The organism is Pseudomonas sp. zbq_18 (assembly GCF_043102245.1).
GTDB lineage: Bacteria > Pseudomonadota > Gammaproteobacteria > Pseudomonadales > Pseudomonadaceae > Aquipseudomonas.
Window position 1 is genome coordinate 39,369 of record NZ_JBICIT010000025.1, and the last position, 22,288, is coordinate 61,656.

Sequence of the window (22,288 nt, forward strand, 5' to 3'; positions counted from 1 at the left end):
CGGGCAGCAGCGGGAGACTTAGCCACGGGCCACCTCCAGGCAGATTTCCACCACCGTGCGGGTGGCATCGGGCTTGGCCAGGCTGCGCGCGGTGCGGCCCATGGCTTGGAGTTTTTCTGGGTGCATCAGAACCTCGGTCAACTGCGCGGCGAGTTTGTCCGCGTCAGTGGCATGTTGCGGCAGAAGGATGGCGGCGCCCTCCTTCGCCAGATAGTCGGCATTGCGGCTCTGGTGATCGTCGATCGCGTGCGGCAGCGGCACGAGGAATGACGGCAGGCCGGCGGCGGCCAGCTCGCTGACGGTCAGCGCGCCGGCGCGGCAGATCACCAGATCAGCCCAGGCGTAAGCACGGGCCATATCCTTGATGAAGGGTGCGACCTCGGCTTCGACCGCCACTTCGCGATAACGCTCCGCCGTGATCGCATCATGTTGCTTGCCCGCCTGGTGGAATACCTGAGGGCGCAGCTCGACCGGCAGCTTGGCCAGGGCCGCCGGGATCAGTTTGTTCAGCGGTTCGGCGCCCAGGCTGCCGCCCAGCACCAGCAGGCGCGGCTTGCGCCCGGCCAGGGCGTCGCGCGGGGTCTCCAGGAACAGCTCCTCGCGCACCGGGTTGCCGGTGGTGCGCAGCTTGGCGCGTCGACTGAAGGTGTTCGGGAAGGCCTCACAGACACGGGCGGCGAACGGCACCAGGCTGCGGTTGGCGGTGCCGGCCACGGCGTTCTGCTCATGGATCACCAATGGCGCACCATTCAGGCGTGCCGCCAGGCCGCCCGGCCCGGTGACGAAACCGCCCATGCCCAGCACGCATACCGGCTGTAGCTCGCGCATGACCTTGCGTGCCTGCCACAGCGCGCGCACCAGTTGGAACGGTGCCTTGAGCAGGGCCAGCTTGCTCTTGCCACGCAGGCCAGCCACCTGAATCCGGTGCAACGGCAGATCCGCTGCCGGCACCAATTCGTTCTCGATACCGCGCGGCGTGCCCAGCCAGTGCACGGCATAGCCACGGGCCTTGAACTCGCGGGCACAAGCCAGCGCCGGGAACACGTGGCCGCCAGTGCCGCCAGCCATGATCAGAACGTTACCGCGCATGCTTGACCTCCTCGGTGTCGAAGAAGTCCGACTCGCTGAATTCGATTTCCTCGCTACCCAGCGAGGTACGGCGCTCCCACTCGATGCGCAGGAGCATGGCCAGGGACACGCAGCAGATGATCAGCGAGCTGCCGCCATAGCTCAGGAACGGCAGGGTCAGCCCTTTGGTCGGCAGCAGGCCGACGTTCACGCCGATATTGATCAGCACCTGGCCGATCCACTGCATGGCGATGCCGTAGGCCACATAGGCCGAGAAGAACTGCTTGGCCTTCTCCGCCCACAGGCCGATGTACAGCGCGCGCACGGCGACGAACACGAACAGGCCGACGGTGACCAGCGCCCCGATCATGCCCAGCTCCTCGGCCAGCACGGCGAAGACGAAGTCGGTATGCGCTTCGGGCAGGTAGAACTGCTTCTGGATGCTGTTGCCCAGCCCCACGCCGAACCACTCGCCACGGCCGAAGGCGATCAGCGCTTGGCTCAGCTGGTAACCGGCGCCGTACTGGTCGGCCCAGGGATCGACGAAGTTGGTCAGGCGCTCCAGGCGATAGGCCTGGCTGGTCATCACCAGCACGCCGGCGGCCAGCACCACACCGACCAGCGGAATGAAGCGCAGCAGGTTGATGCCGCCGAGGAACAGCATGGCGATGCACGAGCCGACCAGCACCACGGTGGCGCCGAAGTCCGGCTCGGCCAGCAGCAGGGCGGCCATCGGACCGAGCACCAGCATTGGCTTGAGGAAGCCGGAGAGCTTTTCGCGCACCTCTTCCTGGCGACGCACCAGGTAGCCGGCGATGAACAGCACGGTGAACAGCTTGGCAAGCTCGGAGGGCTGTACGTTGAACATGCCGAAGCCGATCCAGCGCTTGGCGCCGTTGACCTCACGACCGATCCCCGGGATCAGCACCATGATCAACAGGGCGAAGGCGATCAACAGCAGGCTGGCGCCATAGCGCTGCCAGAAGGCCATGGGAATCATCAGCGTCACGACCGCCGCGCTGATGCCGATGGCCAGGTAAATCAGATGGCGGATCATGTGGTACAGCGGGTTGCCCGAGAGCATCGCGGCCACTTCCGAACTGGCCGAGGTGATCATCACCAGGCCCAGGCCGAGCAGGGCCAGGCAACCGGCCAGCAGCGGGAAGTCGAGGTCAATGCCGCGCAAGGTGCGCAGAGGCGACGGGGCGGCGAGCAGACGGGCGACCAGGCTCATTGCAGGGCCTCCGCCGCCTGGGCGAACAGGCGCCCGCGTTCTTCGAAGTTCTTGAACATGTCCAGGCTGGCGCAGGCCGGCGACAGCAACACGGCATCGCCGGACTCGGCCAGCTCGGCGCAGCGCTGAACGGCCTCATCCAGTGTGTTGACCCGTACCAACGGCGTGGCATCACCCAGGGCCTCGGCAAGCAGCTCGGCATCGCGCCCCAGCAGCACCACGGCGCGGCAGAATTTACCGACCGGCGCTTTGAGGGCGGAGAAGTCGGCGCCCTTGCCGTCGCCACCAGCGATCAGCACCAGCTTGCCGGCGATATCGGCGCCCAGGCCTTCGATCGCAGCCAGGGCGGCACCGACGTTGGTGGCCTTGGAGTCATCGTAGTAACTCACACCGCGCAGCTCGCGTACCCACTGGCAACGGTGCGGCAGGCCGGCGAAGTTGCGCAGGGTGTCGAGCATGGCCGCGAACGGCAGGCCGACAGCGTGGCCCAGGGCCAGAGCCGCCAGGGCGTTGGATTGGTTGTGCGCGCCGCGGATCTTCAGCTCGGCGGTCGGCATCAGCGCCTCGAACTGGAAGGCTAGCTGCTTCTCACCGTGCTCTTCGATCAGACCGAAACGTTTGAAGTCCGGCTTGCCCAGTCCGAAGGTCCAGCACGGCACCTGGTCGGCGATCAGCGGACGCGACAGGGCGTCGTCGCGATTCACCACCACCTGGCGGGCACCGCGGAAGATGCGGTGCTTGGCCAGGTGGTACTGGGCCATGCCGTCATAGCGATCCATATGGTCTTCGCTGATGTTCAGGCAGGTAGCGACCTCGGCGCCCAAGCGCTCGGTGGTCTCCAGCTGGAAGCTGGACAGCTCCAGCACGTACAGCTCGACTTCGTCGCTGAGCAGGTCCAGCGCCGGGGTGCCGATATTGCCGCCGACCGCGACCTTCCTGCCGGCGGCTGCCGCCATCTCGCCGACCAGCGTGGTCACGGTGCTCTTGGCATTGGAGCCGGTGATGGCGACGATCGGCGCCTTGGCGTGACGGGTGAACAGATCGATGTCGCCGGACATCTTCACGCCACGCGCGGCTGCTTCACGCAGCGCCGGGGTGGCCAGGGCCAGGCCAGGGCTGACGTAGAGTTCCGAGGCGCGGCAGAGGAAGTCGGCATCAAGCTCGCCGCAGCGCACTTCCACCTCGGGATAATCACGCTGCAGGGTCGCCAGCTCCGGCGGGTTCGCGCGCGTATCGGCCACGGCGAAGCGCACGCCCTGCTGCGCCAGGAAGCGCACCAGGGACATGCCGCTCTTGCCGAGGCCGACAACGATGCGGAACTGGTCGGAAGCGATCAGCGACACTCTTATTACCTCAGCTTCAGGGTGGCCAGGCCAACCAGGACGAGAATTACGGTGATGATCCAGAAGCGCACGATCACGCGCGGCTCCGGCCAGCCCTTGAGTTCGAAGTGGTGGTGGATCGGCGCCATGCGGAACACGCGCTTGCCGGTCAGCTTGAAGCTGGCGACCTGGATCATTACCGACAGGGTTTCCATGACGAACACGCCGCCCATGATGAACAGCACGATTTCCTGACGGACGATCACGGCGATGGTGCCCAGCGCGGCGCCGAGCGCCAGCGCACCGACGTCGCCCATGAACACTTGCGCCGGGTAGGTGTTGAACCAGAGGAAGCCGAGACCGGCACCGACCAGCGCGGCGCAGAATACGATCAGCTCTCCGGCACCCGGCACGTAGGGAATCAGCAGGTACTGAGCGAAATTGATGTTGCCCGACAGGTAGCAGAAGATCGCCAGCGCGCCGGCCACCATCACGGTGGGCAGGATGGCCAGGCCGTCGAGGCCGTCAGTCAGGTTCACCGCGTTGCTGGTGCCGACGATGACGAAGTAGGTCAGCACCACGAAGCCCACGCCCAGCGGCAGCGCCACATCCTTGAGCAGCGGCACGATCAGGGTGGTTTCCACCGGACTCTGCGCGGTCATATAAAGGAAGACGGCGGCGGCCAGGCCGAACACCGACTGCCAGAAATACTTCCAGCGGCTCGGCAGGCCGCGCGAATTCTTCTCGATCACCTTGCGGTAGTCGTCGACCCAGCCGATGGCGCCGAACAGCAGGGTCACGGCCAGCACTGTCCAAACGTAGCGATTGCTCAGATCGGCCCAGAGCAGCGTACTGACGGCGATGGCGGTGAGGATCAACGCGCCACCCATGGTCGGCGTGCCCTTCTTCGACAGGTGCGACTGCGGACCGTCATTGCGCACGGCCTGGCCGATCTGGCGAATTTGCAGGGTGCGGATCATCCACGGGCCGAGCCACAGCGACAGGGCCAGGGCCGTGAGCACGCCGAGAATGCCGCGCAGGGTCAGGTACTGGAAGACCCCGAAGCCGGTGTGAAACTGTTGCAGGTACTCCGCCAGCAGCAGCAGCATGATTAGTGAGCCTCCCCGGATGCCCGTTGCAGCAGGGCGTCGGCGATGTTCTCCATCGCTGCGCTGCGCGAGCCTTTAATTAGAATGGTGGTTTCACCCGACTCGCCGCGAAGCGCTTCGATCAGGCTGGCTTGATCGGCAAAATGACGGCCATTTTCGCCGAAAGCCGCCACGGCATGTGCCATCAGCGGCCCTACGGCATACAGGGCATCGACCTTGCCGGCGGCGTGTGCGCCGACATCGCGATGGCCCTGCTCGGCCCACTCGCCCAACTCGCCCATATCTCCCAGCACCAGGACGGTGCGACCGGAGAAGGCGGCGAGTATATCGACTGCCGCGCACATGGAAAGCGGGTTGGCGTTGTAACTGTCATCGATTACCCGTACACCGTTCGGCGCCAGGTCAGCCACGGCGCGGCCCTTGACTGGCTGCAAAGCTTCCAGGCCAGCCTTGATCCCGACCAGCGGCACGCCAAGGGCATGCGCGGCAGCCGCCGCAGCCAGGGCATTGGCCACGCTGTGCTCACCGAGCAGGTTGAGCTGGATACGCGCCTGGCCAGTAACGCCGGCCAGAGCGAAGCCAACGCAACCACGCGCATCGCGCCAGAGTTCCTCGGCATGCACATCGGCCGACTGATCGTGCAGGGCGAAGCTCAGTACCCGGCGACCGCCGTTGCGCGCCTGCCAGGTGGCGAAGGCCTTGTCGTCGCGATTGAGCACGGCAATACCCTGCCCGCCCAAGCCTTCGAGGATCTCGCCCTTGGCCAGGATGATCTTCTCCGGCCCGCCGAACTCGCCGACATGCGCCAGCCCGGCATTGGTGATGATGGCCACGTCCGGACGGGTCAGGCCCACGGTGTAGGCGATCTCGCCGACATGGTTGGCACCCAGCTCGATGACCGCGCCAACATGCTCGGGCGCCAGTTCCAGCAGGGTCAGCGGCGCGCCGAGGTCATTGTTCAGGTTGCCACGGGTAGCCAGCACCGGACCGCCCAGGCCGGCGCGCAGGATGCTGGCGAGCATCTCCTTGACCGTGGTCTTGCCGCTGGAGCCGGTGACGGCAGCCAGCGGCTTGTTGAAGGCCTTGCGATTGAGTGCGCCGAGCTGGCCGAGCGCGATACGGGTGTCGGCGACCAGCAGCTGCGGCAGCGGTGCACCCGGCACCTCGCGCTGGACCAAGGCGGCGACGGCGCCCTTGGCGGCGACTTCGGCCAGGTAGTTGTGGCCGTCGAAGTTCGGACCGACCAGGGCGATGAACAGCTGGCCGGCCTCGATCTTGCGGCTGTCGGTGGACACCGCAGAAAACGCCACGTCGGCACCGACCAGGCGACCATGCACAGCGGCGCAGGTTTCGCTCAACAGCAGCGGCTTAAGCATGGGCGCCCTCCCAGGCCTGCAGGGCCTTGGCGGTCTCTTGCAGATCAGAGAACGGATGGCGAACGCCAGCGATCTCCTGGTAATCCTCATGCCCCTTGCCAGCCAGCACCACCACATCACCGACCTGAGCCTTGCCGATCAGCCGAGCAATGGCATCGGCGCGGCCATGCACGAACTCGACGGTTTCGGGCGTGGCGAAGCCAGCGCGAATGTCGGCAACGATCTGCGCAGGATCTTCGCTACGCGGATTGTCGTCAGTGACCAGCACGGCGTCAGCCAGACGCTCGGCCACGGCTGCCATCAGGGGACGCTTGCCACGGTCGCGATCGCCACCACAGCCGAACAGGCACAGCAAGCGACCGGACACATGCGGCCGCAGCGCCTCGAGCACCTTCTCTAGCGCATCCGGCGTGTGGGCGTAGTCGACCACCACCAGCGGCAGGCCCTCGCCACCGAAGCGCTGCATGCGGCCCACCGGCCCTTGCAAACGCGGCATCACCGAAAGAATTTCATCCAGCGGATAACCCAAGCCCAGCAATGCACCGACCACGGCCAGCAAATTGCTCAGGTTGAAGCGACCCAGCAGCGGGCTGCGCAGCAAGCCTTCACCCTGCGGGGTGACCAGCCGGGCCTGCACGCCGTGGTCGCCAAAACTGGCCTCACGACAGAACAAATAGGCGGAGGCATCTTCCAGGCTGTAACCGATCAGGCGCGACTCGCGCGACTGCGTTGCCAGCTGGCGCCCAAACTCATCGTCCAGGTTGATCACCCGGCACTTCAGCTCTGGCCAGCTGAACAGTTTGGCCTTGGCCGCGCCGTAGGCCTCCATGGAACCGTGGTAATCCAGGTGATCACGAGACAGATTGGTGAACACCGCCACATCGAAGTCCAGCGCCGCCACACGCCCCTGATCCAGACCATGGGAGGAAACTTCCATGGCTACGGCGCGGGCACCGGCATGCTTGAGCTCCGCCAGGGTCGCCTGCACGGCGATAGGGTCTGGCGTGGTGTGCCGGCCACTTTGCAAGGCCTCGTAGAAGCCGGTACCCAGGGTTCCGACAATGCCGCAGCGCTCACCCAACAGATCGAGGGCCTGCGCCACCAACTGGCTGACGCTGGTCTTGCCGTTGGTGCCGGTCACACCGACCAGTCGCAGGGCGCGGCTGGGTTCGCCATAGAAACGCCCGGCAATGGCCGACAGCTGACCGGCCAGACCTTTGATCGGCACCAATTCGGCGCCTTTGGCGCTGACCACTGCGGCGCCCTCGGCTTCGTAGGCTACGGCGGATGCACCACGCGCGATGGCATCGGCGATATGCGCGCGACCGTCCTGGGCCAGGCCGGGTACGGCGAGGAACAGGTCGCCCGGACGCACCTTGCGGCTGTCCAGCGTCAATTCGCGGATCAGTACGGCACTGCTGGCCTGTACCAGGAGTTGGCTAAGGGGCATGGGCATCAGATTCGCCCTCCCGGAGTCGTGGCCGCATTAACAGTTTGCGGCTGAGCAGCAGCCGGATCGACCGGCGGCGGCAGGTTGTCGGGGGTAATGTTCATCAGGCGCAGAGAGCCAGCCATCACTTTGCTGAAGACCGGAGCGGAGACCAGGCCACCGAAGTAGCCATCCTTGCTCGGTTCATCGACCACGACGAACATGGCGATGCGCGGATTGGAGCTCGGCGCGAAACCAGCGAACATCGAGCGATAGGCGTTGGCGGTGTAGCCCTTGGTACCGACACTGGCCTTGCGCGCGGTGCCACTCTTGCCAGAGACGTGATAGCCGGGCACCTGGGCGCGGTAGACACCACGCGGCGCCTCGATCACCTGCTGCAACATACCTTGCAGGGTCTTGGCCACCTGCTCCGACACCACCTGGGCACCGACCGGTTGACGATCCACACGCGTCATCGACAGCGGCAGCGCCTTACCGTTGTTAGCCAGGGTGGCATAGGCATGAGCCATCTGAATGGCCGTCACCGAGACACCGTAGCCGTAGGAGAGAGTCGCAGTCTCGGCCTTGCGCCATTCGCGGTAACTGGGTAGCTCGCCAACCCGCTCGCCGGGGAAACCCAGGCCGGTATCACGGCCGAAGCCCAGCTTACTCATCATGTCGTGAATGCTCTCGCCACCGATGTCGAAGGCGATCTTGCTCATGCCGACGTTGGACGAGTTGATCAGAATGCCGGTCAGATCCAGGACCGGCCCCTGGGTTCTGGACACGTCCCTGATGGTGTAGCGGCCGATCTGCAGCGAGCCCGGATAAACCTCGACCTTGTCTTCCGGCTTCCAGCGCCCGGTCCCCAGGGCCGCAGCCATGGACAGCGGCTTGACGGTAGAGCCTGGCTCGAACACATCGATCATGGCGCGGTTGCGCATCGCCGCCGGCTGCAGGGTGCGACGGTTGTTCGGGTTGTAGGACGGCTGGTTGACCATGGCGAGAATTTCGCCGGTCTTCACGTCGATCATCACCAGACTGCCAGCCTTGGCGCCCTGCTCAATCAGCGCATTGCGCAGCTCGCGGTGGGCCAGGTACTGCAGACGCAGATCGATAGAGAGCGCCAGGGTCTTACCGGGCTTGGCGTTCTGGGTAACCTGTACATCCTTGATCAAGCGGCCACGGCGATCCTTGAGCACCTGACGTTTCCCAGGCACACCGGCCAGCCACTCCTCGAAGGCCAGTTCGACACCTTCCCGCCCGCGATCATCGACGTCGGTGAAGCCAACGACATGCGCAGTGACCTCTCCCGCGGGATAGAAGCGACGGAACTCCTCCAATCCGTACACGCCCGGCACCTTGAGATCGAGCACGCTCTGCCCCTGCTCCGGAGTCAGGCCACGCACCAGATAAATGAACTCACGGGCCTGCGCCTGGGTCAGGCGCTTGGCGAAGGACTTGGGCTCCTGCCCCAGCGCTGCCGCCAGATCGGCCCAGCGATCCTGCGCCTTGAATAGTTCCTTGCCATTGGCCCACAAGGTGGTGACCGGAGTGCTGACTGCCAGTGGCTCGCCATTGCGATCAGTAATCAAGCCACGGTGCGCCGGAATCGGGATATGCCGCACGCTGCGCGCATCGCCATGCGCCTGCAGGAAGTCATGGTCGATCACATGCAGATCGACGATACGCCAGGCGATGGCGCCCACCATCAGCGCCAACAGGGCCAGTACCAGGCGGAACCGCCAGGGGTAGAGAGCGCCTTCGAGACCGATCATGGCGCCACCATCTGCACTTCGGCCGGCTCGGGGATACGCATGCGCAACTGCTCGGACGCCAAAGCCTCGATACGGTTATGGGCAGTCCAGGTGCTCTGCTCCAGCACCAGACGCCCCCACTCGGCCTGCGCCTTGTCGCGCACGCTCAGCTCGGCATACAGCGCATTGAGCAGCTGACGATTCCAGTGCGCACAGTAAGAGACGGCAATGGCCGACAGCAGCACGGCACCGAACAGCATCACCAGCAGCAGGCTGCCAGGCGGCATGGGTTTGGCGTAGATGCGGCTCATCGCAGCTTCTCCGCCACACGCATCACCGCGCTGCGCGAGCGCGGATTGGCCTTGAGCTCGGCTTCGCCGGCATAGATCGGCTTGCCGATCAACTTCAGGCGCGGCTCGAAAGCCTTGGGAATGATCGGCAAGTCACGCGGCAGGTTGTCCGCCTCACCTTTGGCCTGCCGTTTCATGAACTGTTTGACGATGCGGTCTTCCAGGGAATGGAAGCTGATCACCACCAGACGACCGCCCACGGCCAGGGCTTCCAAGGCTGCCTCAAGGCCGCGCTCGAGGTCACCCAGCTCGTTATTGACATGAATACGCAAACCCTGGAAGGCGCGGGTCGCTGGATTCTTGCCCTTCTCCCAGGCCGGATTCGCCTCGGTCAGCACGGCAGCCAGGTCGCCAGTGCGCTCGAACGGCTTCTGCTCGCGGCGATCGACCACGGCGCGCGCCATGCGCTTGGCGAAACGCTCCTCGCCATATTCCTTGAACACATGGGCAATCTCGTCGGCACTGGCCGTAGCAATGAACTCGGCGGCACTGATGCCGGCATCCGGATTCATGCGCATGTCCAGCGGGCCATCATTTAGAAAGCTGAAGCCACGTTCGGCGTCATCCAGCTGCGGCGAGGACACGCCAAGATCCAGGAGAATGCCGTCTACTTTGCCCTGCAACCCGCGAGCCAGAGCCTCATCGCCCATATCGGCAAAGCTACGCTGTACAACGACGAAGCGGCCGTCTTCGGCCGCCAATGCATTTCCGCTTGCGATTGCCAGTGGATCCTTGTCGAACCCGAGCAACCGACCGCTGCCCCCGAGCCCCTGCAGAATCAACCTGCTATGCCCCCCTCTGCCAAAAGTGCCATCGAAGTAGCAGCCGTTCTCGCGCACGGCGAGAGCCTCGACAGCCTCGTCGAGCAGCACGGTGATATGGCGGAAGCTGCTGGTCATGGTCACAGGATCAGGTCACGGAGGTCGTCCGGCAGAGCACCGGGTTGTTTGATGGCAGCCAGGTCGGCATCGGCAAGCGCGTTCCAGGCATCTTCGTTCCACAGTTGGAATTTGTTCAGCTGACCGACCAGCATCGCGTGCTTGTCCAGACCAGCGTGCGCACGCAGACGCGGAGGCACAAGGAAACGACCACTGCCATCGAGTTCGATATCCACGGCGTTACCAATCAACAGGCGCTGCAGGCGGCGGGTTTCTTCACGCAGGGAAGGCAGGTCGCGGAGCTTGGCTTCGATCAGCTCCCACTCCGGCAGGGGGTACACGCACAGACAGGGATCCACGGCATCGATGGTGACGATGAGCTGCCCAGAGCAACGCGAAACGAGCTCATCACGATACCGACTTGGCATCGCGAGTCGCCCTTTGGCGTCGAGACTGATGGCGTTAGCTCCACGAAACACGTCTGCGCTTCCCCACTCCGATTAGCTTTCCATGCCCTTATGACCCACTTTTTTCCACTTTGTGCCACTTCGACACACTATAGGAATGCAGCCGCCTTAGCGTCAAGGCGCGCCAGAAGGGAAAAATCCTTACAGGACGGTGGTTTAGCGATTTAAAAGGGGGGTTATAAGAAGGAAATCGAAGTTTTTCGAAAGGCGAATTTCAGCGAGCTCATGAAGCTGAACTTCGAACTTAAAGTAATTTCTCAAGATTAAGATTTTTTCGGTATTGCGGAGGGGAGCAGATAGAAGAGAAAAGAGGAGAGTCGATCTGTAAGCCGGGTTCTGTCGAGGACAGTCATTCCTCTACGACGCACATCGCTGTACGCCTCTAGCAACCTACCCGGTTCCAGCGCGGGCCACGCCAATGGAACCCTATTTGGTCTTGCTCCGAGTGGGGTTTACCTAGCCACGGACTGTTACCAGCCGTGCGGTGCGCTCTTACCGCACCTTTTCACCCTTACCGGCGCCGAAACGCTTAGGCGGTTATTTTCTGTGGCACTTTCCGTAGGCTTGCGCCTCCCAGGCGTTACCTGGCACTCCGCCCTATGGAGCCCGGACTTTCCTCCCCCTTCTTACGAAGGCAGCGACTGTCCGATCGACTCTCCGTCGCCAAGGGTAACGAGACAGCCCCCTCAGGACAAGCTCAAGCACCCTTTTGCCGATCAAGCGCCGCCTGATAGAGCAGATTCTTGCGCACCCCGGTGATCTCCGCAGCCAGTGCCGCAGCGCGCTTGAGCGGTAACTCGGCCAAGAGCAGGTCAAGCACGCGCAGCGCTTCACCGCTTACCGCATCTTCGCCTTCCGGCGCCTGCCAACCCGCAACCAGAATCACACATTCACCACGCTGCTGATTGCTATCGGCTGCCACCCACTCATACAGCTCACCCAACGGCAAGCCCTTGAGCGTCTCGAAAGTCTTGGTCAGTTCACGCCCCAGCACGGCCAGGCGCTCGGGACCGAAAACATCACGCATGTCGGCAAGGGACTCCAGCAGGCGATGCGGCGCCTCGTAGTAAATAAGCGTGCGAGCATCTTCTCGGGCCAACTCCAGCCTCGCCCGCCGCCCCACCGTCTTGGCCGGCAGAAAACCCTCGAAAGCAAAGCGATCCGAAGGCAAACCGGCAGCCGAGAGCGCAGCAACCAGTGCACAGGCACCCGGCACCGGTACAACGCGAATGCCTGCTGCCCGTGCGGCCCGCACGAGATGGAAGCCAGGATCGGAAATCAGCGGGGTGCCGGCATCGGAGATCAGCGCCACATCCTCACCCGCCTGCAGCCGCGCCAGAAAACGTCCGCCCTGATCACGCTCGTTATGTTCGTGACAGGCTGCCAGGGCCGTCGAGATACCAAAATGCTGCAGCAAGCGCAGCGAGTGTCGCGTGTCCTCGGCAGCAATCAGCGCCACATCGGCCAGCACACGCAAGGCCCGCGCACTAATGTCATCGAGGTTACCGATCGGTGTGGCGACCACATACAGTGTGCCGGTAGCGGCTGGAGCAGCGGGAAGGCTCAAGAAAACACCTCGACAGTTACGCAAAGCGCGCATTGTAGCCCGTTTCCCACCCCCGACATCGCACCCATCGCGGGGCGCAGGTACAATTGCACCTTCTTTACTGATCAGTACCGGGAACGTATCGATGATCGCTTGCTTGCGTCCGCTCTCTGCCCTCTGTTTCGCCGGCCTGCTGGCCGCCTGTGCCAGCTCGCCTTCGTCCAGTCTGGGCGAACTGCCACGCACGCCCCAGGCCAGCATCGAGCAGTTACTGCAACAGGCCTCCAGCAGCGAACCCGAAGAAGCTGCGCTACTGCGTCTATCCGCTGCCGACCTGGCCTATCGCCAGCAGGATGTAGCCCGCTCCATTCGCATTCTGGATACAGTGCCGCTGGATGGGCTGAAACCGGCCCAGCAGATCTATGCCAGCACGCTGCGCGCCGAGCTGGACATGACGCGCAACAAGCCCAAGAGCGCGCTCAAGGCACTGCAACATCCAAGCCTGCAGTACCTCGGCGAGCTGCCGGTGGAACAGCAGATCCGCACCCAGCTGGTCAGCGCCCGCGCACTTGAAGCCGACGGCCAGACCCTGGCCGCGGCACGCGAACGCGTCTTCATCGCGCCCCTGCTCAGCGGCGAAGCCGCCAAAGCCAACCACGAAGCCATCTGGGCATTGGTCGCCAGCCTGCCCAAGAGCCAATTGAACGGCTCCGGCGACAGCGATCTCGACGGCTGGCTTGGCCTGGCTCTGGCCACCAAGAGCGCCGGCACCCCCGATCAGCAACTGGCCGCTATCGACACGTGGAAGAACCAGCACCCACAGCACCCCGCCGCCCAGCAATTACCGGAACCACTGACCAAGCTCAAAGAGCTGGCCGGCCAGCCACTGCAGAAAATCGCCCTGCTGCTGCCCCAGGAGGGCCAACTGGCGTCCGTGTCCCGCGCGCTGCGCGATGGCTTCCTCGCAGCCCACTATCAGGCCCAGCAGGCCGGGCAGAACCCGCCGGAAGTGCTGCTGTACGACAGCTCGCGCATGAGCTCGCTGGACGATTTCTATCGTCAGGCCCAGGCTGACGGCGTGCAGCTGGTGGTCGGCCCGCTGGAGAAACCGCTGGTCAAGCAACTCAGCGAGCGCCCGCAACTGCCGCTGACCACCCTCGCCCTGAACTACAGCGACGCAGGCCGTGAGGCCCCAGCGCAACTGTTCCAGTTCGGATTGGCCGCAGAGGACGAGGCCCGCGAAGTAGCACGCCGCGCGTGGGCAGATGGCATGCGCAGCGCCGTAGCCCTGGTACCACGTGGCGACTGGGGCAACCGCGTGCTCGCCGCCTTCCAGCAGAGCTGGCAGGAAGCCGGCGGCTCGCTGATCGCCGCCGAACACGTCGACCAGCCCGTGGAACTGGCTCAACAGATCGCCGACCTGCTACAGCTGCGCCAGAGCGAAGCACGCGCCAAGCGCCTGCAGAACACCCTGGGCACGCAACTGGCCTCGCTGCCATCGCGCCGCCAGGACATCGACTTCATCTTCCTCGCCGCAACCCCGCAGCAGGCCCAACAGATCAAGCCGACCCTGGCCTTCCAGTACGCGGGGGATCTGCCGGTCTATGCCACTTCGCACCTCTACACCGGCGGCCACAATCCGACCCAGTTCCAGGACCTTGAAGGCATCCGCTTCTGTGAAACCCCCTGGCTGCTGGATGCCAACGACAACCTGCGCCAGCAGGTCGATCAGCAATGGCCGCAGGCCGCCAGCAGCCTCGGCCGCCTCTACGCCATGGGCGCCGATGCTTTCCGCCTGGCGCCACGCCTGAGCCAGCTCAAGGCCCTGCCCGATAGTCGCGTGGAAGGACTTTCCGGCAACCTCAGCCTTAACCAGGCACAACGCATCGAGCGTCAACTGCCCTGGGCTGAATTCCGAGGCGGTCAGGTTCAGCGCCTGCCGGACAGCACTTATTAACAGCCGGCAGGACAGCGGCCGCGCAGCCGAAGACCAGGCCGAAACGCTGCTACAGCGCAGCGGCCTGCGTCTGCTGGCTCGCAACTGGCGCTGCCGCGGCGGCGAGCTCGATCTGGTCATGCTGGACGGCGATACAGTAGTATTCGTCGAAGTTCGCTACCGCCGACACGCCGCATGGGGCGGCGCACTGGAAAGCGTCGACGCACGCAAGCGCCAGCGCCTGATCCTCGCCGCAGAACTGTTCCTGCAACGCGAGAGCCGCTGGGGGAGAAGTCCATGCCGTTTCGACGTGGTGGCACTCGCCCCCGGTCAGGAACCCAACTGGCTGCGCAATGCGTTCGAAAGCTGAATGGCCCCGATCAAGGATTTCTAGTCGACGCGCCAAACACCCTCGGGTAAAACGCAAATCCCCGCGCAGGCAACTTCGCTTTTACCAGGCTGTCTCAGCCAGCACACCTAAGGTCAAACTCCATGGATATGCAATCCCGTATTCGCCAGATGTTCCAGGCCAGCATCGACACCAAGCAGCAAGCCATGGAAGTGCTGGTGCCGTTCATCGAGCATGCCAGCCAGGTCATGGTTCATTCGCTGCTCAACGAGGGCAAGATCCTAGCCTGCGGCAACGGTGGTTCGGCCGGTGACTCACAGCACTTCTCCTCGGAGCTGCTCAACCGCTTCGAGCGCGAGCGTCCCAGCCTGCCGGCTATCGCGCTGACAACCGACAGCTCAACCATCACCTCGATCGCCAACGATTACAGCTACAACGAAGTCTTCTCCAAGCAGATTCGCGCCCTGGGCCGCCCCGGCGACGTACTACTGGCGATTTCCACCAGCGGCAACTCGGCCAACGTGATCCAGGCCATCCAGGCTGCCCACGACCGTGAGATGGTGGTCGTCGCCCTTACCGGTCGTGACGGCGGCGGCATGGCTTCGCTGCTGCTGCCGGAAGACGTCGAAATTCGCGTGCCATCCAAGGTCACCGCACGCATTCAGGAAGTACATTTGCTGGCCATCCACTGCCTGTGCGACCTGATCGACCGCCAACTGTTCGGGAGTGAAGAATGATCCGCAAGCGCCTGATCCTTGCCACGATCGCCCTAAGCGTTGTGCTAGGCGGCTGCAGCAATCGCAGCATCGGCAACAAGATCGACGACCAGTTCCTGGAGCCCGCAGTCGCTAACAAGGTTGAGAAAAGCCACGCAGACCTCGCGTCACCCACCTCACACATCGTGGTCACCGCCTATAACGGTGTCATCCTGCTGGCTGGACAAACCCCACGCAGTGACCTCAAGGACAAGGCTGGCGAGGTCGCCCGCAGCGTGCAGGGCGTCACCAAGGTGCACAATGAGCTGCAGGTACTCAAGCCCAGCTCCCTGGCCGCCCGCAGCAACGACGCAGCCCTGACCACCAAGATCAAGACCCAAATGCTGTTCGACAGCGAAGTAGCCAGCACCAGGGTCAAAGTGGTTACCGAAAACGGCATCGTCTACCTGATGGGACTGGTTACCCGCGCCGAAGGCAATAGCGCCAGCCGCGTGGTGCAGAACACCTCGGGCGTACAAAAAATCGTCAAATTGTTCCAGTACACCGACTGACACAGACCAGATACAAAAAAGGCGATCCGAGGATCGCCTTTTTTATCACTTCACCACCTTCAAACTGGGTCGCCCACTGGGACGCGGGGGCTCATCACCACCAGGCCCATCGTCATCCGGGCCATCTTCGCCCTCAGCATCATCCACTGGCGGCTCCAGCTCGAAGACCATGCCCTGACCGTTTTCGCGGGCATAGATGGCAAGCATCGCACCCGTCGGGATGTACAGTTGGTGAGCGACACCCCCGAAGCGCCCCTCAAAACTCACCGCCTCATTGTCCATATGCAGGCTGCGCACTGCACTGGGGGACACATTGAGCACGATCTGGCCATCATTGGCATAACCCGGTGGCACCCGAACGCTCGGGTATTCGGCATTGACCAAGAGGTGGGGCGTGCAGCCGTTATCGACGATCCACTCATAAAGTGCTCGCACCAGATAGGGTCGACTGGAATTCATGGCAGATACCTCCTGGCTCAACGCATGTTGCGTTCGACACTGGAAAGACTGGCCTGAAAGGCCTCGCGCGTGAACATCCGCTCCATGTAGTCCAGCAATGGTTTGGCCGGGCGTGGCAACTCGATTCCCAACTGCGGCAGGCGCCATAGAATCGGCAGCAAACAGCAATCGACCAGACTCAGTTCATCACTGAGAAAGAACGACTTGTCAGCAAACAGCGGCGATACGCCGGTCAGGCTCTCACGCAGCTCCTTGCGCGCCAGTGCCTTGTCAGCCTCCTTACCGCGCGGTTCAAGAATACGATCAACCAGCTGACACCAGTCACGCTGTATCCGATGCATCAGCAGGCGACTATTGGCCCTGGCCACAGGATAGACCGGCAGCAACGGTGGATGAGGGTAGCGCTCGTCGAGGTACTCCATCACCACCGTGGACTCATACAGGACCAAATCGCGATCAATCAGTGTCGGCAGACTCGCATAGGGGTTCACTTCAGCCAGCTTTGCCGGGCAGTGCCCAGCCTGGACATCGATGATGTCCACCTGTACACCCTTCTCAGCAAGAACCAGACGCACACGATGGGAGTAATGATCAGCAGGGTCGGAATAGCAGGCCAGCTTGTTGGTCGCGGCCATGGCGCCCTCCTCACTTTCAGAATTGCAGGAACAGAAAAACGCACGCGCCCATAAGGGCGCGTGCGCTTGCAGCAGTGACGCTATGTATCAGTGAACGTCCTTCCAGTATTCGCGCTTCAGCAGGTAGGCAAACACGAAGAAGAAAGCCAGGTACAACAGTACATAGGTACCAATACGCTGACTTTCCAGCTTGACCGGGTTAGCGGAGTAAGCCAAGAAGGTCACCAGGTTATGGATCTTCTCGTCGAACTCTTCTTCGGTCAGGCTGCCGGTCTTCGGCACGATGGTCAGCTGATCGCAGGCCTCATGGGTGATCGGCGCGCCAGTCAGCGGGTCGTACTGTTTCTTGCCGTCCTCGACCACCTGTACCTGCTTGCAGCCGATGACCTGGCGCCCCTGCAGGCTAGCCAGGACGTTAGGCATACCGACGTTCGGGAAGACCTTGTTGTTGGCGCCCAGCGGACGGGTCGGATCTTCGTAGAAGGTACGCAGGTAGGTGTACAGCCAGTCGGTACCACGTACGCGGGCGACCAGCGTCAGATCGGGCGGCGCAGCACCGAACCAGGCCTTGGCATCTTCCGGCTTCATGCCGATCTTCATGTGATCGCCAATCTTGGCGCCGGTGAATACCAGGTTCTCCATCATCAGCTCGTGTGGAATGCCGATGTCATCGGCAACACGCTCATAACGCTGGAACTTGGCGCTGTGGCAACCCATGCAGTAGTTGGCGAAGGTGCGCGCGCCGTCCTGCATGGCGGCCTTGTCAGTGAAATCGATATCCACCTTGTCCAGGGGATAACCGCTGCCGGCGGCAAAAGCCAGACCCGGCAGTACAGCGAGAATCAGTGCGGCAAAGTGCTTTTTCATCAGCCAGTCACCCTTTCCGGAACCGGTTTAGTCTTCTCCATCCGGGTGTAGAACGGCATCAGGATGAAGTAGGCGAAGTACAGCGCGGTGCAAATCTGCGACAGCAGGGTACGACCCGGAGTCGGAGCCAGCACGCCGAGCACGCCAAGGATCACGAAGGAGATGCAGAACACCACCAGCCAGATCTTGCTCATCCAGCCCTTGTAGCGCATGGACTTGACCGGACTGCGGTCGAGCCAGGGCAGCACGAACAGGATGGCGATGGCTGCGCCCATGGCGATCACACCCAGCAGCTTGTCCGGCACGGCGCGCAGGATGGCGTAGAAGGGCGTGAAGTACCACACCGGAGCGATGTGCTCAGGCGTCTTGAACGGGTTGGCCTGCTCGAAGTTGGGCTTCTCGAGGAAGTAACCGCCCATCTCCGGGAAGAAGAACACCACGGCGCAGAAGACGAACAGGAAGACCACGACACCCACGATGTCCTTCACGGTGTAGTACGGGTGGAAGGCGATGCCATCCAGCGGTACGCCGTTCTCGTCCTTCTTCTTCTTGATGTCGACGCCGTCCGGGTTGTTCGAGCCGACTTCGTGCAGCGCCAGGATGTGCAGCACAACCAGACCAAGCAGGACGATCGGCAGGGCGATCACGTGCAGGGCAAAGAAGCGGTTCAGGGTGATACCCGAAATCAGATAGTCACCACGGATCCACTGGGTCAGGTCATCGCCGATCACCGGAATGGCACCGAACAGCGAGATGATCACCTGGGCGCCCCAGTAGGACATCTGACCCCACGGCAGCAGGTAGCCCATGAAGGCCTCGGCCATCAGGCACAGGTAGATCAGCATGCCGAAGATCCACACCAGCTCGCGCGGCTTCTGGTAGGAGCCGTAGAGCAGACCGCGGAACATGTGCAGGTAGACCACCACGAAGAACGCGGAGGCACCCGTGGAGTGCAGGTAGCGGATGATCCAGCCGTACTCCACGTCGCGCATGATGTACTCGACGGAAGCGAAAGCTTCCTCGGCGGACGGGGTGAAGCTCATGGTCAGCCAGATACCGGTAAGGATCTGGTTGACCAGCACCAGCAGGGCCAGCGAGCCAAAGAAATAGAAGAAGTTGAAGTTCTTCGGTGCGTAGTACTTGCTCAGATGGTCTTCCCACATCTTGGTGGCGGGGAAGCGCGCATCAATCCAGGCCATGAATTTTTCCATCATGCTTTCTCCTGGTCCACACCGACGATGATGACATCATCGGATTCATAGGAATGCGGCGGAACCGGCAGGTTCAGCGGCGCGGGCTGGGCCTTGTAGACACGCCCTGCAAGATCGTAGCGGGAGCCGTGGCAGGGGCAGAAGTAACCGCCGACCCAGTCCGGACCGAGGTCGGCCGGAGCCACTTCCGGGCGGAACGATGGTGCGCAGCCCAGGTGGGTGCACAGGCCGACCAGCACCAGGATTTCCGGCTTGATCGCGCGCGTCTTCTTGTCGACGTACTCCGGCTGTACCGAGGCAGCGGATTCGGGGTCAGCGACACTGCCTTCGATCTTGGTCAGGTTGGCCAGGATCTCCTCAGTGCGGCGCACGATGAACACCGGCTGACCGCGCCATTCGGCAACCATCTGCTGGCCAGGCTCGACCTTGGCGATATTCACTTTCACCGGTGCACCGGCCGCTTTGGCCTTGGCACTGGGGAACCATGACCCCACGAACGGAGTCGCAGCACCCACCGCTCCGGCAGCACCAACCACCGAAGTGGCCGCTACCAGGAAGCGACGCCGGCCTGCATTCACGCCGTCATTGCTCATTCAGTCGTCTCCCATCAGCTTCATGGCCTGTTGTTCAGGCCTCTACTAAGTAATAAATCGGGCCGCACAAAATTTGCAGAATGGTAAAGAAAAGCCCCTTTTCTGACAAGGTAATTACCGGATACAAAATGCTCGCAAGCCTTGCAAATCGGGCTTTCTACCAATGCGACAGGTTGTCGCAGAGATATTAAAGAACAATAAAAAACGCCCAGCTCCGCAAGGAACTGGGCGTTTTTGAACGCAGTAGCGAATTAACGCTTGGAGTACTGAGGACGCTTACGCGCCTTGCGCAGACCCACTTTCTTACGCTCAACTTCACGAGCATCACGAGTGACGTAGCCAGCTTTACGCAGCGGGCTGCGCAGGCTTTCGTCGTACTCGATCAGGGCGCGAGTAATACCATGACGGATAGCACCGGCCTGACCGCTAACACCACCGCCAAGAACGGTAACGTAGACGTCGAACTTCTCGGTGGTCTCGGTCAGCTCCAGCGGCTGACGCACGACCATACGAGCAGTTTCGCGACCGAAGAAGTTATCCAGAGCGCGGTTGTTGATGGAGATCTTGCCAGTACCCGGGCGCAGGAATACGCGCGCGGTTGCAGTCTTGCGACGGCCAGTGCCGTAGTTTTGAGTCGCCGACATAATGAACTATTCCGTTAAATCTTCAGTTCTTGGGGCTGCTGAGCGGTGTGCGGGTGGCTGGCACCTTTGTACACCTTCAGCTTGCGATACATGTCGCGACCCAGCGGATTCTTCGGCAGCATGCCCTTGACCGCGGTCTCGATCACGCGCTCGGGAGCCTTGGCAATCAGCTTCTCGAAGCTGATTTCCTTGATGCCACCCGGGAAACCGGAGTGCGAGTAGTACATCTTGTCGCTGGTCTTGGCACCGGTGACACGCACCTGCTCGGCATTGATCACGACGATGTAGTCGCCGGTATCAACGTGCGGGGTGTATTCCGGCTTGTGCTTGCCGCGCAGACGGCTGGCGATTTCGGTGGCCAGACGACCCAGGGTCTGACCTGCAGCGTCGACGACGTACCAGTCGCGCTTAACAGTTTCCGGTTTTGCAGTAAAAGTCTTCATTCGCTATAGCCTCAGGGGCCGCCCTGAAAATAAGACGGCGGATCTTACTGAATAGTGCTTGCTTTGACAAGGTCAAAGACAGCCGGAAACAGACGCTATCGGGGGCTCGGGTCAGCGCGTCCGCTACGGCAGGGGTTCGGCGGGCTAGGCATCCCCACCTTCTTTCCGCGCAGGCTAGGCATCCCCGCTTGGAAAGCCGCGGAATTATGACGATTGCTGAAAAAATAGCAACCTGCTTTATCATCGCCCCTTTGCCGGGAACGAGGAGTCAGCTATGGAATACCGTCAACTGGGCCGCAGCGACCTGAGTGTAAGCGCCCTGTGCCTGGGCAGCATGACCTGGGGCCAGCAGAACGATGAAACCGAGGGTTTTGCCCAGATTGATCGCGCCAGGGCTTGCGGTATCAACTTTCTCGATACTGCAGAGATGTACCCGGTACCGCCGCGCGCCGAAACCTACGGCGCCACCGAGCGCATCATCGGCAACTACTTCAAGGCCAGAGGCAATCGCGCCGACTGGATTCTTGCCAGCAAGATTGCCGGCCCGGGCAACGGCATCAACTACATCCGTGGCGGCAACCTCAAGCACAACCGCCAGCACATCGCCGCAGCACTGGATGAGAGCCTGAAGCGCCTGCAGACGGAGTGGATCGACCTCTACCAACTGCACTGGCCTGAGCGCAGCACCAACTTCTTTGGTCAGCTTGGTTACCGCCACCAGGAGCAGGAGTTCACCGCACTGCAGGAAACCCTTGAGGCGCTGGGTGAACAGGTCAAAGCCGGCAAGATCCGCCACATCGGCCTGTCCAACGAAACGCCCTGGGGCACCATGAAGTTTCTACAACTGGCCGAGAGCCTGGGCCTGCCACGGGTGGTCTCCATCCAGAACCCCTACAACCTGCTCAACCGCAGCTTCGAGGTGGGCCTGGCCGAGGTGGCGATGCGCGAACAATGTGGTTTGCTGGCCTACTCGCCACTGGCCTTCGGCATGCTGAGCGGCAAGTATGAGCATGGCGCCCGCCCGGCCAATGCGCGCATCACCCTGTTCAGCCGCTTCGCCCGCTACACCAACCCGCAGGCCGAAGCCGCCTGCAGCCGCTATGTCGCCCTGGCCCGCCAGCACGATCTGGATCCCGCGCAGATGGCGCTGGCCTTCGTCACGCGCCAACCCTTCGTCACCAGCAACATCATCGGCGCTACCAACCTGGAGCAGTTGGAAAGCAATCTGGGCAGTGTTGAGCTGAAACTCAGCCAGGAGTTGCTGGAGGCCATCGAAGCCATTCATCGCGAACAGCCCAACCCCGCCCCCTGAGAATGGAAGAGCCCGGCAATGGCCGGGCTCTTGGTC

Annotated in this window: 23 protein-coding genes and 1 other RNA gene; 5 read left to right on the forward strand and 19 right to left on the reverse strand. The window is 62.6% G+C overall.

The features are described 5' to 3' along the window. Positions 1-18 precede the first annotated feature (18 nt). The 12 genes from murG to rsmI all read right to left on the reverse strand — a co-directional run bounded on the left by murG (position 19) and on the right by rsmI (position 12,557). Positions 19-1,089, reverse strand: a complete 1,071-nt coding sequence (gene murG, locus ACF8C6_RS18705; RefSeq protein ID WP_392500713.1) for an undecaprenyldiphospho-muramoylpentapeptide beta-N-acetylglucosaminyltransferase — start codon at positions 1,087-1,089, stop codon at positions 19-21. Further along, complete coding sequence (gene ftsW, locus ACF8C6_RS18710) at positions 1,079-2,302, reverse strand: putative lipid II flippase FtsW (protein ID WP_392500715.1); 1,224 nt, start codon at positions 2,300-2,302, stop codon at positions 1,079-1,081. Before ftsW ends, murG begins: the two co-directional genes overlap by 11 nt. Continuing rightward, on the reverse strand, positions 2,299-3,645 hold the full coding sequence (murD, locus tag ACF8C6_RS18715) for a UDP-N-acetylmuramoyl-L-alanine--D-glutamate ligase (RefSeq protein WP_392500716.1): 1,347 nt from the start codon (positions 3,643-3,645) through the stop codon (positions 2,299-2,301). The genes ftsW and murD overlap by 4 nt, the downstream gene beginning before the upstream one ends. Before the next feature lie 5 nt (positions 3,646-3,650). Then, positions 3,651-4,733 (reverse strand): phospho-N-acetylmuramoyl-pentapeptide-transferase, encoded by a 1,083-nt coding sequence (gene mraY, locus ACF8C6_RS18720; RefSeq protein ID WP_277689198.1) that lies wholly within the window; start codon positions 4,731-4,733, stop codon positions 3,651-3,653. 2 nt (positions 4,734-4,735) lie between these two features. After that, the gene (murF, locus tag ACF8C6_RS18725) at positions 4,736-6,109 is read right to left on the reverse strand and encodes a UDP-N-acetylmuramoyl-tripeptide--D-alanyl-D-alanine ligase (RefSeq protein ID WP_392500718.1); all 1,374 of its coding nucleotides are present in this window, start codon (positions 6,107-6,109) and stop codon (positions 4,736-4,738) included. Continuing rightward, positions 6,102-7,565 (reverse strand): UDP-N-acetylmuramoyl-L-alanyl-D-glutamate--2,6-diaminopimelate ligase, encoded by a 1,464-nt coding sequence (gene murE, locus ACF8C6_RS18730; protein WP_392500720.1) that lies wholly within the window; start codon positions 7,563-7,565, stop codon positions 6,102-6,104. The genes murF and murE overlap by 8 nt, the downstream gene beginning before the upstream one ends. Beyond that, positions 7,565-9,316, reverse strand: coding sequence for a peptidoglycan D,D-transpeptidase FtsI family protein (locus tag ACF8C6_RS18735; RefSeq protein WP_392500721.1), 1,752 nt, complete (start codon positions 9,314-9,316; stop codon positions 7,565-7,567). The genes murE and ACF8C6_RS18735 overlap by 1 nt, the downstream gene beginning before the upstream one ends. After that, entirely contained in the window at positions 9,313-9,606 is a 294-nt protein-coding gene (gene ftsL / locus ACF8C6_RS18740; RefSeq protein WP_392500723.1) for a cell division protein FtsL, read from the reverse strand. The genes ACF8C6_RS18735 and ftsL overlap by 4 nt, the downstream gene beginning before the upstream one ends. Then, the gene (gene rsmH / locus ACF8C6_RS18745; RefSeq protein ID WP_392500724.1) at positions 9,603-10,544 is read right to left on the reverse strand and encodes a 16S rRNA (cytosine(1402)-N(4))-methyltransferase RsmH; all 942 of its coding nucleotides are present in this window, start codon (positions 10,542-10,544) and stop codon (positions 9,603-9,605) included. Before rsmH ends, ftsL begins: the two co-directional genes overlap by 4 nt. A gap of 2 nt (positions 10,545-10,546) precedes the next feature. Continuing rightward, on the reverse strand, positions 10,547-11,002 hold the full coding sequence (gene mraZ, locus ACF8C6_RS18750) for a division/cell wall cluster transcriptional repressor MraZ (RefSeq protein ID WP_043309109.1): 456 nt from the start codon (positions 11,000-11,002) through the stop codon (positions 10,547-10,549). A 297-nt stretch (positions 11,003-11,299) separates the two neighbouring features. Continuing rightward, positions 11,300-11,647: RNase P RNA component class A (gene rnpB, locus ACF8C6_RS18755), an RNA gene on the reverse strand. 40 nt (positions 11,648-11,687) lie between these two features. After that, complete coding sequence (rsmI, locus tag ACF8C6_RS18760; RefSeq protein ID WP_392500726.1) at positions 11,688-12,557, reverse strand: 16S rRNA (cytidine(1402)-2'-O)-methyltransferase; 870 nt, start codon at positions 12,555-12,557, stop codon at positions 11,688-11,690. Between the two features lie 124 nt (positions 12,558-12,681). On the opposite strand from rsmI, the gene ACF8C6_RS18765 reads away from it, so the two are divergent. The 4 genes from ACF8C6_RS18765 to ACF8C6_RS18780 all read left to right on the forward strand — a co-directional run bounded on the left by ACF8C6_RS18765 (position 12,682) and on the right by ACF8C6_RS18780 (position 16,088). Then, positions 12,682-14,493, forward strand: coding sequence for a penicillin-binding protein activator (locus ACF8C6_RS18765; protein ID WP_392500727.1), 1,812 nt, complete (start codon positions 12,682-12,684; stop codon positions 14,491-14,493). After that, positions 14,489-14,842 carry a YraN family protein gene (locus tag ACF8C6_RS18770; RefSeq protein WP_392500747.1) on the forward strand — a complete coding sequence of 118 codons (354 nt, stop codon included), beginning with the start codon at positions 14,489-14,491 and terminating at the stop codon, positions 14,840-14,842. Before ACF8C6_RS18765 ends, ACF8C6_RS18770 begins: the two co-directional genes overlap by 5 nt. Before the next feature lie 122 nt (positions 14,843-14,964). Further along, on the forward strand, positions 14,965-15,558 hold the full coding sequence (locus tag ACF8C6_RS18775) for a phosphoheptose isomerase (RefSeq protein WP_277689190.1): 594 nt from the start codon (positions 14,965-14,967) through the stop codon (positions 15,556-15,558). Continuing rightward, on the forward strand, positions 15,555-16,088 hold the full coding sequence (locus ACF8C6_RS18780) for a BON domain-containing protein (protein ID WP_392500729.1): 534 nt from the start codon (positions 15,555-15,557) through the stop codon (positions 16,086-16,088). The genes ACF8C6_RS18775 and ACF8C6_RS18780 overlap by 4 nt, the downstream gene beginning before the upstream one ends. A gap of 45 nt (positions 16,089-16,133) precedes the next feature. Here the strand turns inward: ACF8C6_RS18780 and ACF8C6_RS18785 are convergent, their stop codons facing one another. The 7 genes from ACF8C6_RS18785 to rplM form a co-directional block, all read right to left on the reverse strand. Next, entirely contained in the window at positions 16,134-16,547 is a 414-nt protein-coding gene (locus ACF8C6_RS18785) for a ClpXP protease specificity-enhancing factor (protein ID WP_392500731.1), read from the reverse strand. A 17-nt stretch (positions 16,548-16,564) separates the two neighbouring features. Next, positions 16,565-17,182 carry a glutathione S-transferase N-terminal domain-containing protein gene (locus ACF8C6_RS18790; protein ID WP_392500733.1) on the reverse strand — a complete coding sequence of 206 codons (618 nt, stop codon included), beginning with the start codon at positions 17,180-17,182 and terminating at the stop codon, positions 16,565-16,567. A gap of 87 nt (positions 17,183-17,269) precedes the next feature. Next, positions 17,270-18,049: a cytochrome c1 gene (locus ACF8C6_RS18795; protein WP_392500734.1), complete on the reverse strand. Its 780-nt coding sequence runs from the start codon at positions 18,047-18,049 to the stop codon at positions 17,270-17,272. Beyond that, the gene (locus ACF8C6_RS18800; protein ID WP_392500749.1) at positions 18,049-19,260 is read right to left on the reverse strand and encodes a cytochrome bc complex cytochrome b subunit; all 1,212 of its coding nucleotides are present in this window, start codon (positions 19,258-19,260) and stop codon (positions 18,049-18,051) included. Before ACF8C6_RS18800 ends, ACF8C6_RS18795 begins: the two co-directional genes overlap by 1 nt. Beyond that, complete coding sequence (gene petA, locus ACF8C6_RS18805; RefSeq protein WP_277689185.1) at positions 19,260-19,853, reverse strand: ubiquinol-cytochrome c reductase iron-sulfur subunit; 594 nt, start codon at positions 19,851-19,853, stop codon at positions 19,260-19,262. Before petA ends, ACF8C6_RS18800 begins: the two co-directional genes overlap by 1 nt. Positions 19,854-20,104: 251 nt before the next feature. Then, positions 20,105-20,497 (reverse strand): 30S ribosomal protein S9, encoded by a 393-nt coding sequence (rpsI, locus tag ACF8C6_RS18810; RefSeq protein WP_277689184.1) that lies wholly within the window; start codon positions 20,495-20,497, stop codon positions 20,105-20,107. Between the two features lie 14 nt (positions 20,498-20,511). Continuing rightward, positions 20,512-20,940 carry a 50S ribosomal protein L13 gene (rplM, locus tag ACF8C6_RS18815; RefSeq protein ID WP_068829562.1) on the reverse strand — a complete coding sequence of 143 codons (429 nt, stop codon included), beginning with the start codon at positions 20,938-20,940 and terminating at the stop codon, positions 20,512-20,514. 274 nt (positions 20,941-21,214) lie between these two features. Between rplM and ACF8C6_RS18820 the strand changes: the two genes are divergently transcribed. After that, positions 21,215-22,252, forward strand: a complete 1,038-nt coding sequence (locus ACF8C6_RS18820; protein ID WP_392500737.1) for an NADP(H)-dependent aldo-keto reductase — start codon at positions 21,215-21,217, stop codon at positions 22,250-22,252. Positions 22,253-22,288 lie beyond the last annotated feature (36 nt).